The 13,469-nt window shown below is 71.4% G+C and carries 11 protein-coding genes; 7 read left to right on the plus strand and 4 right to left on the minus strand.

Annotated elements, in window-relative coordinates; genetic code table 11:
• The first annotated feature begins 1 nt into the window (after position 1).
• Positions 2-829: a bifunctional DNA-formamidopyrimidine glycosylase/DNA-(apurinic or apyrimidinic site) lyase gene (gene mutM / locus ABFX55_RS44325; protein ID WP_346129676.1), complete on the plus strand. Its 828-nt coding sequence runs from the start codon at positions 2-4 to the stop codon at positions 827-829.
• Here the strand turns inward: mutM and ABFX55_RS44330 are convergent.
• Complete coding sequence (locus ABFX55_RS44330; protein ID WP_346129678.1) at positions 777-1,925, minus strand: MFS transporter; 1,149 nt, start codon at positions 1,923-1,925, stop codon at positions 777-779. The two genes, mutM and ABFX55_RS44330, sit on opposite strands and share 53 nt — an antisense overlap.
• Before the next feature lie 79 nt (positions 1,926-2,004).
• Between ABFX55_RS44330 and ABFX55_RS44335 the strand changes: the two genes are divergently transcribed.
• From ABFX55_RS44335 to ABFX55_RS44360, 6 genes are all read left to right on the plus strand, one after another.
• Positions 2,005-2,883 carry a LysR family transcriptional regulator gene (locus ABFX55_RS44335; protein ID WP_346129680.1) on the plus strand — a complete coding sequence of 293 codons (879 nt, stop codon included), beginning with the start codon at positions 2,005-2,007 and terminating at the stop codon, positions 2,881-2,883.
• Entirely contained in the window at positions 2,876-3,154 is a 279-nt protein-coding gene (locus ABFX55_RS44340) for an acylphosphatase (RefSeq protein ID WP_346129682.1), read from the plus strand. Before ABFX55_RS44335 ends, ABFX55_RS44340 begins: the two co-directional genes overlap by 8 nt.
• A 190-nt stretch (positions 3,155-3,344) precedes the next feature.
• A complete protein-coding gene (locus ABFX55_RS44345; RefSeq protein ID WP_183656443.1) occupies positions 3,345-3,539 on the plus strand; it encodes a hypothetical protein in 195 nt (64 codons plus the stop codon).
• A 173-nt stretch (positions 3,540-3,712) separates the two neighbouring features.
• Positions 3,713-7,408 carry a chromosome segregation protein SMC gene (smc, locus tag ABFX55_RS44350; protein ID WP_346129684.1) on the plus strand — a complete coding sequence of 1,232 codons (3,696 nt, stop codon included), beginning with the start codon at positions 3,713-3,715 and terminating at the stop codon, positions 7,406-7,408.
• A gap of 59 nt (positions 7,409-7,467) precedes the next feature.
• Positions 7,468-8,640, plus strand: coding sequence for a signal recognition particle-docking protein FtsY (gene ftsY / locus ABFX55_RS44355; RefSeq protein WP_346129685.1), 1,173 nt, complete (start codon positions 7,468-7,470; stop codon positions 8,638-8,640).
• Between the two features lie 269 nt (positions 8,641-8,909).
• Complete coding sequence (locus ABFX55_RS44360; RefSeq protein WP_346129686.1) at positions 8,910-10,562, plus strand: tetratricopeptide repeat protein; 1,653 nt, start codon at positions 8,910-8,912, stop codon at positions 10,560-10,562.
• A gap of 22 nt (positions 10,563-10,584) precedes the next feature.
• Here the strand turns inward: ABFX55_RS44360 and ABFX55_RS44365 are convergent, their stop codons facing one another.
• Genes ABFX55_RS44365 through ABFX55_RS44375 form a run of 3 tightly spaced genes read right to left on the minus strand, consistent with a single transcriptional unit; the run spans position 10,585 to position 13,450 of the window.
• Positions 10,585-11,367: an ABC transporter ATP-binding protein gene (locus ABFX55_RS44365; protein ID WP_346129688.1), complete on the minus strand. Its 783-nt coding sequence runs from the start codon at positions 11,365-11,367 to the stop codon at positions 10,585-10,587.
• The gene (locus ABFX55_RS44370; protein WP_346129689.1) at positions 11,364-12,407 is read right to left on the minus strand and encodes a FecCD family ABC transporter permease; all 1,044 of its coding nucleotides are present in this window, start codon (positions 12,405-12,407) and stop codon (positions 11,364-11,366) included. The genes ABFX55_RS44365 and ABFX55_RS44370 overlap by 4 nt, the downstream gene beginning before the upstream one ends.
• The gene (locus tag ABFX55_RS44375) at positions 12,404-13,450 is read right to left on the minus strand and encodes a FecCD family ABC transporter permease (RefSeq protein ID WP_346129691.1); all 1,047 of its coding nucleotides are present in this window, start codon (positions 13,448-13,450) and stop codon (positions 12,404-12,406) included. Before ABFX55_RS44375 ends, ABFX55_RS44370 begins: the two co-directional genes overlap by 4 nt.
• Positions 13,451-13,469 lie beyond the last annotated feature (19 nt).

Raw genomic sequence — 13,469 nt, forward strand, 5'->3', positions numbered from 1 at the left:
CATGCCTGAGCTTCCCGAGGTAGAGGTCGTCCGCAGGGGCCTGGCCGACTGGGTGACAGGGCGCACGATCGGCACCGCCGAGGTCCTGCATCCAAGGGCCGTACGCCGCCAGATCGGGCCGTTCCTGGTCACGGGGCGCACGATCACCTCCGCCGAGCGGCGCGGCAAGTACCTGTGGCTGCCGCTCGACGGCGAAGAGGCGATCCTCGCCCACCTCGGCATGAGCGGCCAGTTGCTCGTGGTCTCGCCCGACTCCCTGCTGGAGAAGCATCTGAGGGTACGGCTGGCCTTCGCCGACGGCGGCAACGACCTGCGCTTCGTCGACCAGCGCACCTTCGGCCACGTCATGCTCACCTCGCTGGTCAACGGCGTGCCCGAGCCCATCGCGCACATCGCCCCCGACCCGTTCGAGGCGGCCTTCGACGACGACGTCTTCGCCCGCAGGCTCAGGGCAAGGCGCACGGAGATCAAGCGGGCCCTGCTCGACCAGTCGCTGATCAGCGGTGTCGGCAACATCTACGCCGACGAGGCGCTCTGGCTTGCCAGGCTCCACTGGTCGCGCTCCACCGAGACCCTCACCAAGCCCAAGATCGCCGAGCTGCTCGCCGCGGTCCGCCAGGTCATGGGCGCCGCCCTCCTGCAGGGCGGCACCTCCTTCGACAGCCTCTACGTCAACGTCAACGGCGAGAGCGGCTACTTCGACCGCTCCCTCGAGGCGTACGGCAGGCGCGACCAGCCGTGCTCGAGGTGCGGCACGCCGATCAGGCGCGAGGCGTTCATGAACCGATCGTCCTTCTCCTGCCCCAGGTGCCAGCGTAAGCCGCGGTGAGCAGGGCGAGCACGGCCCCGAACCACATCACCGCGCTGGGTGAGGCGGCGTCCACGATCACGCCGCCGAGCAGCGCGCCCAGCGCGATGGCGGCGTTGAAGACCGACGACAGCATGGCCATGCCCGCCTCGCCGCCGCCCGACCTGGCGACCCAGAGCTGTCCCGTCACCGAGACGCCGCCGTAGGAGAGGCCCCACAGCAGCAGCATCACGGCGCCCGCCAGCGGCATCCCCATGGTGGAGACGGCGATCAGCACGGCGAGCACCACCATGATCTGCCTGGGCCCGCGTGCGGCCTGGGCTCCTGAGCCGAAGTTGCCGACCACGCCCGCGACGCCGTACGCGAGGAGGAGGCCGCTGATCAGGGCCGGCCCCGCGCCGGAGACCTGCTCGAGGAACGGGCGGATGTAGGTGTAGGCGGCGAAGTGGCCCGTCACGACGAGCGCGGTGGCGACCAGGGCGGCCCTGAGCGCGCTGTCGCGCCAGACCGCGAGCAGCTGGGCAGGCCGTACCGCCTGGGTGGCGGGCAGCGGCGGCAGCACCAGGACCAGCGCGACCAGGACAACGACGGCGAGCACGGCCACCGCCACGAACGCCGTCCGCCACCCCGCCAGCGACAGGATCAGCGTGCCGGCCGGCACGCCGAGCACCGACGCCACGGAGACACCGCCCGCGATCATCGCGGCGGCCCTGCCGACGTGCTGCTCGGGCACCAGCCGAGTGGGGAGCGTGGCGGCGAACGCCCAGAAGCCCCCGATGCTCACACCGACCAGCACCCTGGCGACCAGCATCACCGCGTAGGTGGGGGAGTAGGCGGCCAGGAGGTTGGCGCCGGCCAGCAGGGCCATCAACGCGATCAGCACGATCCGCCGGTCGAGCCGTCCTGCCACGACGGTCAGCAGAGGCGCGGAGAGGGCGGCGACGACTCCGGGCGCCGACATGGTCAGCCCGGCCACGCCGTCGGAGACGCCCAGCGTGGAGCCGATGGGCGTCAGCAGGCCGACGGGCAGCATCTCGCTCGTCACGATCGTGAAGGTGCCGACCGCGACGGAGGACACGGCAGGCCATGGCGCGCGGGCGGTTTCGATTGTCGTCATGACCCCAGCGTTCTGGGCCCGACGTGCGGGAACAATGGCGAAGATCGAAGCCTTGGTTTAGTCAGGCTAAGGAGTCGTGATGGAGTTCAGGGAGCTGGAGTGCTTCGTCGTGCTCAGCGAGGAGTTGCACTTCGCCAGGGCCGCCGAGCGGCTCTACCTGTCGCCCGGCAGGGTCAGCCAGCTGGTGCGGGCGCTGGAGACCCGCGTCGGCGCCAGGCTGTTCGACAGGACCAGCAGGCGCGTACGGCTGACGCCGCTGGGCGAGCGCTTCCTCGCCGACCTGCACCCCGCCTACGAAGGGCTGGGAGCCGCGCTCACCAGGGCGAGGTCGGCCGCCAGGTTGGTCGAGGGCGTGCTGCGGGTCGGTTTCCTCGGCACGCCGACGGAGGTCGTCACCAGCACGGTCAGGGAGTTCGAGCGGCGCAACCCCGCCTGTGAGGTGGAGCTGGTCGAGGTGCCGATGGCCGACCCCTTCGGCAAGCTGCGCGCCGGCAGGGTGGACGTGAGCTTCACCCTGCTGCCCGTGGACGAGCCCGACCTCGAGACGGGGGCGGGCCTGAACAAGGTCCCGCTGCAGGTGGCGCTCTCGCCGCGGCACCCACTGGCGGACAGGGCGCGCATCGAGGCCGAGGAGCTCGCGCAGCTGCCGCTGGTCGGGCTCGACGATCCCGCGCCCCGCAGGTGGCGTGAGCTCGTCGCTCCGACGAGCACGCCGATGGGCCGGCCCATCCCCTCGGCGGGTACTGTCTCCACCAGCCAGGAAGGCCTGACTCAGGTCGCGCTGAACAGGGGCGCCATGCTCTTCTGCACCCCCACGGCCGCCTACCACGGGCGGGGCGACGTCAGGTTCGTGCCGGTCGCCGGCCTGCCCGACTCGGTGCTCGGCCTGGTCTGGCGCAAGGAGGGGGAGACGGCCGCGGTGCGCGCCTTCCAGCAGGCAGGAGTGGATCATGAGTGACGTGGTGAGGCTGACCGCCTGGGTGCGCGGACGCGTCCAGGGTGTCGGGTTCCGATGGTGGACCAGGGCGAGGGCGCTGGAGCTCGGGCTGGTGGGGTGGGCGCGCAACACCGACGACGGGCGGGTCGAGGTGGTGGCCGAGGGCCCCCGCGAGGCAGGAGTCAAGCTCCTGGAGCTGATCAAGGGTTGCGACACACCCGGCCGAGTCGATGGAGTTGTAGAACGCTGGAGTGAACCCCGAGGTAGTTTGCGCGGCTTTGTGGAGCGGTAGCCCTTCCGCCAAACCAGCCAAATAGGGTATATTTATATGTCGGGAGTGCCCGACGGTAGTCCTGTGCGGTGCGTTCGACTTGACCGCCCACACTGCCGGTGCGACTCTTGTTAGGTACCACGCGCACCCCTCCCGCGGAACACGAAGTGCGCGAACCAGTCTGGTCACTCAGCGTGGAGGACCCTTTACTATGGCGAAGGCTCTACTCGGCCACGTCGGCGGTCCTGACCCTCGGATGGTCTCGGAGATGCGCCGCTTGCAGCAGCGAATCCGCGACCTGGAGGCAGAACTCACCCGGCTCCAGGCACAGAACGACGCTCTTGCAGCGCAGACCCGCGATGAGGCGTTCAGCCGCCTGCAGGAGCGCGAGCCGGCTCTCACCTGAGAGGTCGGAGCGCGAATCAGGGACGTCTCGGAGAGGCGTCCCTCGTAATTTTTCGACCCCCGTCCGCGGGGGTCTTTTTACTGCCCACCCGACCGCTGGATCGCTGTGACCAGCGGCAGGCGGCGCGGGCCAGTAGGCTTTCCCGCAGTCGGTTCAGGGGAGGGCAGCGTTCGGTGTATCTGAAGACGCTCACGCTGCGCGGATTCAAGTCCTTCGCCTCCGCCACCGCCCTGCGCCTGGAGCCCGGCATCACCTGCGTGGTGGGGCCCAACGGGTCAGGCAAGTCCAACGTGGTCGACGCCCTGGCGTGGGTCATGGGCGAGCACAGCGCCAAGTCGCTGCGCGGCGGCAAGATGGAGGACGTCATCTTCGCCGGCACCTCCAGCAGGCCGCCCCTGGGCAGGGCCGAGGTGACGCTGACGATCGACAACTCCGACGGCGCGCTGCCCATCGACTACACCGAGGTCACGATCAGCCGCCTGATGTTCAGGTCGGGGCAGAGCGAGTACGCGATCAACGGTGACACCTGCCGGCTGCTCGACATCCAGGAGCTGCTGTCCGACTCCGGCATCGGGCGCGAGATGCACGTCATCGTCGGACAGGGCCAGCTCGACGCGGTGCTGCACGCCGGTCCCGAAGACCGCAGGGCCTTCATCGAGGAGGCCGCGGGCGTACTCAAGCACCGCAAGCGCAAGGAGAAGGCGCTCCGCAAGCTCGACGCGATGCAGGCCAACCTCACCCGCGTCCAGGACCTCGCCACCGAGCTGCGCCGCCAGCTCAAGCCGCTGGGCAAGCAGGCGGAGATCGCCCGCAAGGCCGCGGTCATCCAGGCCGACCTGCGCGACGCGCGGCTGCGGCTGCTGGCCGACGATGTGTGCATCCTGAGGGAGAACCTCGCGAAGGAGGCCGCCGACGAGGCGGCGATCCTGACGCGCAGGACCCAGGTGGAGGCCGAGCTGGCCGAGGGCCAGCAGCGCGAGCAGGCACTGGAGGCGGCCGAGGCCGAGGCGCAGCCCAGGCTGAGCGCCGCCCAGGAGACCTACTTCAGGCTGGCCTCCCTGCGTGAGCGTTTCACCGGGCTGGAGCACCTGGCAGCCGAGCGGCACAGGCACGCGCTCGACGCCGCCTCCATCGAGCGGCGCGGGCGCGACCCCGAGGAACTGGAGCGCGAGGCGGCCGAGGTCCGCGAGCAGGAGCTGGAGCTGGCGGCCGCGCTGGAGCAGGCCCAGGAGCTGCTCGAGGCGGCCGTCGCCAGGCGCGAGGAGGCAGAGGCCGCGCTCGACGCCGAGGAGCGGCGGCTGGCCATGGCCTCGCGGGCGGCGGCCGATCGGCGTGAAGCGCTGGCCAGGCTGCGCGGGCGGGTCGAGTCGGCCCGCAGCAGGGCGCGCGCCGCCGAGGACGAGATCGGCAGGCTGAGCAGGTCCTTCTCCGAGGCCGAGCAGCGGGCGCAGCGCGCGCGTGAAGATCTCGAGGAGCACGAGAGCGAGGAGCCCGCCGTCGATCCCGCCCTCGCCGAGGAGCTGGCGGCCGCGCAGGGTGCCGTCGAGGAGGCCAGGGCGCTGGCCGAGGCGGCGCGCGAGATGGTGGAGCAGGCCAAGGAGGCGCTGGCGGGCCCGCGAGCGGCCCTGATGGCCGCCAAGTCGGCGGTCGGTACGGCCCGCGCCGCCGACCAGCAGGCCCAGCGCGCGGTCGCGGCGCTCGACGCCCGGCGTGAGGCCCTGGAGCTCGGCCTGGCCAAGGGGGCCGACGGCGGCGCCGCGCTGCTGGCGGCGGGGCTGCCAGGGGTGCTCGGGCCGCTGGCCGCGTCGATGACGGTGACGCAGGGCTTCGAGATGGCCGTCGCGGCCGTGCTGGGTTCGGTCGCCGAGTCGGTGGCGGTCGAGTCGGTGGGCGCGGCCGTGGAGGCGCTCGACCATCTCAGAGCCAAGGAGGCGGGCCAGGCGACGCTCCTGGTGGCAGGCGCTTCAGGAGGCTCTCCCTCGCACGCGGGCTCGTCCCGGGCGCGGGCCGAGCTGACAGGAGAGGCGCGGTGGGCCGCAGAGCTGGTCGGCGTGCCCGACCACCTCAGAGCGGCGGTCGACCACCTGCTCGCCGACGTGGTCGTGGTCCAGGACCTCGACGACGCCCGCGCGCTGGTGGAGCGGCATCCCGAGCTGAGGGCCGTCACACGCGGCGGCGACCTCGTCGGCACGCGTCTGGCGGTCGGCGGCTCCGCGGGCGGCACCTCGGTGCTGCAGGTCAGGGCCGCCCTCGATGACGCCGTCGCCGACCTGGAGGAGGCCAGGGAGCGGGCCGAGCACACCGCGATCGCGCTGGAGGAGTCGGTCCAGGCCGAGCAGGCGGCCCAGGCGGCGCTGGAGGCCGCGCAGTCGCATGTCAACGAGGCGCAGACCGCGGCAGGCGGCGCGCAGGCGGGGGTCAACGCCGCCCAGGGCACGCTCGACCAGGTCAGGGCGCGCCAGCGGGAGGCCGACCAGGCGAACGCGGCGGCCGCGCGGCGGCTGGCCCAGCTCGGCGCCGCGGCCAAGGCGGCGGCCGACGAGGCCGAGCGCCTCGCGGGCGGCGTGCGCGCGGCGCAGGAGGCGCGCGAGGAGGGGCTGGCCGAGCTCTCGGAGCTGGAGATCGAGCTGGCCGAGGCCGAGTACTCCCAGGAGCTCGAGACCGAGCCGACCACCGAGCTGCGCGACGATCTGGCCGCGACCTGCCAGGTGGCCAGGCAGGGCGAGATGGAGACCAGGCTGCAGGTCCGCACGGCCGAGGAGCGGGTCAAGGGCATCGCGGGCAGGGCGGAGGGCCTGGTGAGGGCCGCCCAGCGCGAGCGCCAGGAGCGGCTGACGGCCGCCGCGCAGCGGGAGCGGCGCAGGAGGCAGGCGGTGGTCGCCGAAGCAGTGGCGCTCGGGGCCAAGCAGGTGCTGAAGGCGCTGGGCGCCTCGGTCGAGCGGGCGGCGCGCGAGCGCGACGAGGCCGACCTGGCCAGGGTGGCGATCGACGCCGAGCTGAAGCAGGTCAGGGTCAGGGTCCGCGAGCTGAGCCAGGAGCTCGACAAGCTGGTCAACAGGGTCCACGGCAGCGAGGTGGCCAGGACCGAGCAGCGGCTCCGGCTCGAACAGCTCGAGCAGCGGGCGCTGGAGGAGTTCGGCGTCGAGGCCGAGGCCCTGGTCGGCGAGTACGGCCCCGCGGCGCCCGTGCCAGGCGATCCTCCCGTGCCCTACGTCAGGGCGGAGCAGGAGAAGCGGATGCGCGCCGCCGAGCGGCAGATGAACCAGCTCGGCAAGGTCAACCCGCTGGCGCTGGAGGAGTTCGCCGCGCTGGAGGAGCGTCACGCGTTCCTGACCTCCCAGCTGGAGGACCTCAAGAAGACCAGGCGCGAGCTCATGACCGTCGTGCAGGAGGTCGACAACAGGGTCGAGCAGATGTTCTCCTCCGCCTACGAGGACGTCGCCCGCGAGTTCGAGCAGATCTTCACCAGGGTCTTCCCCGGCGGCGACGGCAGGCTCGTGCTGACCGATCCCGACGACATGCTGACCACCGGCATCGAGGTGGAGGCCAGGCCGCCAGGCAAGAAGGTCAAGCGGCTGTCGCTGCTGTCGGGCGGCGAGCGGTCGCTGACGGCCGTGGCGTTCCTGATCTCGATCTTCAAGGCCAGGCCCTCGCCGTTCTACGTGATGGACGAGGTCGAGGCCGCCCTCGACGACACCAACACCCAGCGGCTGCTGACCCTCTTCGAGGAGCTGAGGCAGAGCTCCCAGCTGATCGTCATCACGCACAACAAGCGGACGATGGAGATCGCCGACGCCCTCTACGGCGTCTCGATGCGCGGCGACGGTGTCACCCAGGTGGTTTCCCAGCGGCTCAGGGAAAAGGTCTGACTCGCCAGGGTGGGTCGTAAGGCGTGACCATCCCGGACGATCTGGAAAACTGAGTGCTTGTGAACGACTACCTCGGCATCATCGTGATCGTGGTCGTCGTCGCCCTCTTGGCGGCCGGCGGCATGTACTTCCTGTTCAGGCCGGGCGGAAAGGCCGTGCCCCCGCCGGTCGAGCCGCCCGAGGTGAAGCCTGCGCCCGAACCGCAGGTCAAGCCGCCCGCGCCGGAGGAGGAGGGCAGCACCACCACGGTGCCGCCACCGGTCAAGCCGGCCGAGACCGTCATCAAGGCGCCCGAGCTCGAGGTTCCTCCGCCGTCCGCGGGCCGGATGGTCCGGCTGCGCTCGCGCCTGGCCCGCTCGCAGAGCGCCCTCGGCAAGGGCCTGCTGGAGCTGCTGTCCAGAGACCGGCTCGACGACGAGGTCTGGGACGAGATCGAGGAGAGCCTCATCACCGCCGACGTCGGCGTCGCGCCGACCCAGGCCATGGTCGAGGAGCTGCGCACCAAGGTCAAGGTCCTCGGCACCCGCACCCCCGAGGAGGTGCGCGGCCTGCTGCGCGAGGAGCTGCTCAAGCAGATCGACCCCAACCTCGACCGCACCCTTCACGTCGCCAAGCACGGCGAGCGTCCCGCGGTCGTGCTCGTCGTGGGTGTCAACGGCACGGGCAAGACCACGACCACGGGCAAGCTGGCCCGCTCGCTGGTCGGCGACGGGAAGAAGGTCGTGCTCGGCGCGGCCGACACCTTCCGCGCCGCCGCCGCCGACCAGCTGCAGACCTGGGGCGACAGGGTCGGCGCCGAGGTGGTGCGCGGCCCCGAGGGCGGCGACCCCGCCTCCGTGGCCTTCGACGCGACTGCCAAGGGCATCGAGGACAAGGTCGACGTGGTCATCGTCGACACCGCGGGCAGGCTCCACACCAAGACGGGCCTGATGGACGAGCTCGGCAAGGTCAAGCGCGTCATCGAGAAGAAGGCGACGGTCGACGAGGTCCTGCTGGTCCTCGACGCCACGACGGGCCAGAACGGCATGCGCCAGGCGCAGGTCTTCGCCGAAGTGGTGAACATCACGGGCATCGCGCTGACCAAGCTCGACGGCACGGCCAAGGGCGGCATCGTCATCTCGGTGCAGCGGGAGCTCGGCGTGCCCGTCAAACTGGCGGGGCTCGGAGAGGGCCCTGACGATTTGGCGCCCTTCGACCCGGAGGTGTTCGTCGACGCCATCCTGGGTGACTGACCAGGCGAATAGCTCGCTCTTTAAGCGACAGTAGGGAAACCAGTAGGGAAATGTCCCTTACCGGTCAGGGGCTTGTGGGTACACCGTTCCCGTGTTGATATTGGGCGATCGTCTGTCATTGATCCGAAAGAAGGCCGTATGAAGAAGGTCGTTGTTCACAAGCCCGGCACGGTCAGGTTGACCGGTGCCGCGACTCCGAAGCACGCGGCCTGACCAAGGCTGAGGGGGTCGGTGCCTACGGTGAGGGCATCGGCTCCCTTCCGCATCTTATGAACCAGATCGTTCTTGACGCAGACAGGCGATTGCGCGGGCCGTACACGCTGGCCGGCGGGCTGCTGCACGTGCTCGTGCCCGAGGCGCTCGCCCGGTGGCCCGAGCTGGTCCACTCGCACGACATCGAGGTCAGGGCGGCCGCGCCGGGGCTGAGGGAGCTCGTTCCGGCCAGGCGCACGTCGCTGGCCGACGGGGTGGCGCAGGAGGAGCGCATCCTGGTGCCGGCGCCCCGCCGTACGCTGCGGCTGGCCAACGGGCTGGCCGAGTTCGTCCGTGACCACCTGGCCCGCGGCGGGCCGTTGACGGTCACGGTCGCCAACGCGGGCGAGGCCGACGCGACCGATGTCGAGTTCCTCGAGGTGCTTCGGCGCAGGGTGCCCGCCGAGCTGCTGGTGGTCGTGGAGGGGCCGAGCACGCCCAGGGACGGCACGCTGCCGCTCGACACCGACCGCTACCGCAACGAGGGCTTCCACCACGCGATGGCCGAGGCGGGCGGGCTGCTGCTGCCCGAGCTCGCCGAGGACTCGGAGGAGTGGTGGACGATCCTGCACAGGACCACCACGGCCCTGGCCGCGCTGGAGCGGGAGGACGAGGCGCGGGCGCTGCTCGACCACGCGAGGCGGGTGAGCGTCACCGCCAAGCACCGGGCGACGTGCGCGTACGCGACCGCGATGCTGCTGGTCAGGCACCACGACCCGGCCATGCGCGACCCGGAGGAGGCGCTGGCCTGGATCAACGAGGCCATCACGATCACCGACCTGCTGCCCGACCTCCAGCTGCGCGCCTTCCACCTGAGCTTCGACCTGAACGGCAAGGCGCTGGTGCAGGTGCGGAGGGGCCGCTTCGAGGAGGCCATGGAGCTGGTGGAACGCGCCATCGAGCTGGCCGAGCGCGATCTCGGTCCCGGCGAGCAGCCGATCCACAAGCTGGTCCTGCGCGCCAACAGGGCGCTGCTTCGCGGCACGAGCACGGCGGCGCTGGCCGACCTCGACCAGACGATCGCCGCCGACCCCGGCTACCCCGACTACTACCTCGACAGGGGAAACCTGCTGGTCAAGCTGGGCAGGTCGCAGGAGGCGCTGGCCGACTACGAGCGGGCGATGCGGGTCGGTCCCCCCTTCCCCGAGCCCTACTACAACAGGGCCGAGCTGCGGTTCGCCGAGGGCGACCTGGAAGGCGCGCTGGCCGACCTCGACTACGCGATCGAGCTGGACCCCGATTTCACCGACGCGTACGTCAACAGGGCCGGCCTGCTGGTGGCCATGGGCGAGTACGGCAGGGCGAGGGCCGACGCCGAGCGCGACGCCGCCAACCCCTACCTCCTGTGCGCGCTCGGACAGGTGGAGGCGGCCGAGGGGAACCCGGAGGAGGCCTACAAGGCGTTCGGCTCCGCGCTCGAACGCGACCCCTCCATGGTGACCGCGCTGGCGGCCAGGGGCGTGCTCTCCTACGAGAACGGCGACCTGGCCTCGTCGGTCGCCGACCTGACCAGGGCGATCGAGCTGAAGGACAGCGCCGAGCTGCGGTTCAACCGGTCGGTGGCGCTGCGGGCGCTGGGGAGGCTGGAAGAGGCGCGCGCCGATCTGGTCAGGGCGAGGGAGCTGGCCCCCGGCGACGAGGACGTACGGCGGGCGCTGGCCGAGCAGTGACGCGCGCGGCGTCGAGCGTCGGCTAGGACCTGCGGCCGATGGGCACAACCAGCGGGGTGCCCGCGACAGGGTCGGCGATGACCTTGGCGTCCAGGTCGAACACCTCGCGCAGCAGGCCCTCGGTCAGCACCTCGTGCGGGGTGCCCGCCGCGACCACCCTGCCCTCGCGCATGGCGACCAGCCTGTCGGTGTAGCGGGCGGCCAGGTTGAGGTCGTGCAGCACCATGACGATGGTCCTGCCCGCCTCCTGGTGCAGGTGGCGTACCAGCTCCAGCACCTCCACCTGGTGTGACAGGTCGAGGAAGGTGGTCGGCTCGTCCAGCAGGAGCAGGTCGGTGCCCTGCGCCAGCGCCATGGAGATCCACGCACGCTGACGCTGCCCGCCCGACAGCTCGTCGAGCGGGCGCTCGGCGAGGTCGGCCAGGCCGGTCATGGTCAGCGCCTCGGTGACCGACGACTCGTCGTCGGAGGACCACTGGCGGTACCAGGTCTGGTGCGGGTGCCTGCCCCTCGCCACCAGGTCGGCCACGGTCAGCCCCTCGGGCGCCGTGGGCGACTGGGGCAGCATGCCGAGGACCTTGGCCACCTCGCGGGTCGGGATCTTGTCGATGCGCTTGCCGTCGAGCAGCACCTCGCCGCCCGTGGGCTTCATCAGCCTGCCGAGGGCGCGCAGCAGCGTGGACTTGCCGCAGCCGTTCGGGCCGATGATCGTGGTGACGGTGCCCGCCTCGATGCCGAGGTCGAGACCGTCCACGATGACGCGCTCGCCGTAGGCGAGCCTGACGTCGCGTGCCTGAAGTCTCATTTACGGGCCCTCCAGATGAGGTGGATCAGGTACGGCGCGCCCAGCACCGCCGTGACGACGCCGACGGGCAGCTCGATGGGGGAGAAGGCGGTGCGGGCGATGAGGTCGGCGGCGGTGGTGAGCAGCGCGCCGACAACCGCGGAGGCCAGCAGCGGCGGCTGCGCCGACCTGGTCAGGCGCAGCGCGATCTGCGGCGAGGCCAGCGCGACGAAGGCGATGGGCCCCGCCGAGGCGGTGGCGACCGCGGCGAGCAGGACGGCGGCGAAGATCATGAGCCCGCGCGCGAGGTTCATCCGCACGCCGAGCGAGGTCACGGTGTCGTCGCCGAAGCGAAGCGCGTCGAGCGAGCGGGCGCCGAGCAGCGTGGCGGGGATCAGCAGGACCAGCGCCAGGGCGACGGGTCCTACGTGCTCCCATCCGCGCCCGTTGAGCGAGCCGCTGATCCAGACCATGGCCCTGCTGGTGTCGTTGACGTCGCCGACGGTCAGCAACCAGAACTTCACGTTGGTGAACACCGCCGCCACGCCGATGCCGACGAGGACCAGCCGGTAGCCGTCGAGGCCGCGCCGCCACGCGAGCGAGTAGACGATCACCGCGCCCGCCAGGCCGCCGAGCAGGGCGAGGGCGGGGATGCCGAAGCTGGCCAGCGCGCCGCTCACCCCTCCGGCCGCGCTGCCGCTCAGCACCACGCCCGCGACCACGGTGACCGAGGCCCCCGTGGTGACGCCGAGGATCTCGGGGCTGGCCAGCGGGTTGCGGGCGATCGACTGCGTGATCGCGCCCGCCAGCGCGAGCGCCGCGCCGACCAGCGCGCCGGTCAGCGCGCGGGGCAGGCGCAGCTCCATGACGACGAAGTGGTTGTCGCTGCCGGCGTCCACGACCGCGCGCAGCACCTCGGCCACGCTCATCGGGATGTCGCCGATGCGCATGTTGAGCGCCATGAGCAGCACCACGACGGCGAGACCGCCGACGGTGACCGCGACGCCGCGCGGTCGTACGCGCCAGGACAGCCCTGCCACCCGCAGGGCGAGAGCGCTCACAGTCGCACCGGCTTCCTGCGCCTGACCAGCGCGACGAAGAAGGGCGCGCCCATCAGGGCGAGCACGATGCCGACCTCCAGCTCGCCGGGCGGCGCGACCACGCGGCCGATGACGTCGGCCAACAGCAGCAGCGCCGCTCCCACCAGCCCCGAGTACGGCAGCAGCCACCGGTGGTCGGTGCCGGACAGCGGGCGGACCAGGTGCGGGACGATGAGCCCGATGAAGGACAGCGAGCCGCACGCCGCGACGCTGGCCCCCGACAGCAGGGTGACGGCGGCGATGCCGATGCCCCTGGTGAGCGCGATGTTCTGGCCGAGGCTGCGGGCGACGTCCTCACCGAGGGAGAGGGCGTTCAGGCCTGGAGCGTTGATCAGCGCGAGCAGCAGCCCCGCCAGGATGAAGGGCAGCACCTGCCACACGACCTCCTCGCCCCTTGCGGCGATGGAGCCGGACTGCCAGAACCTGAAGACGTCCATGGCCTGCTCGTCGATCAGCACCAGCGCCGAGGTGAGCGCGTAGAGGAAGGCGCTGACGGCGGTGCCCGCGAGGGCCAGTGTGACGGGGGTGGGGCCGCCTCTGCCGCCGACCATGCCCAGCGCGAAGACGCCGACGCTGGCGATCAACGCGCCTGCCATGCCGAACCAGATGTAGGCGTAGAGGCTGGTCATGCCGAGGAAGATGATGCCTGCCACCATGGCGAACGCCGCGCCCTGGGTGACACCGAGCAGCCCGGGGTCGGCCAGCGGGTTGCGGGTGTGGCCCTGCATCAGCGCGCCCGCGACGCCCAGGGCGATGCCCGCCAGGACGCCCAGCACGGTGCGCGGCACGCGCAGCGAGCGGATGACGATGTCGTTCTCCGTGCCGGTCGGAGAGGTCAGCGCGTGCCAGGCGTCGGTCAGCGGGACGGGCTTGGAGCCGATGGTGATGCTCATCACCACGGTGATCAGGACGATGACGAGAAGCGCGCCGAACACGGCGGTGCGTCTCCTCACCTGCTCCTCCTCGCTGTTGCTGACCCGGGTGAAGTATGCCAGCTTAGGCATAGCTAATCTAAATGAGGTT

It is taken from the genome of Nonomuraea roseola (genome assembly GCF_039535395.1).
In the GTDB taxonomy this organism is placed as follows: Bacteria; Actinomycetota; Actinomycetes; order Streptosporangiales; family Streptosporangiaceae; genus Nonomuraea; species Nonomuraea roseola.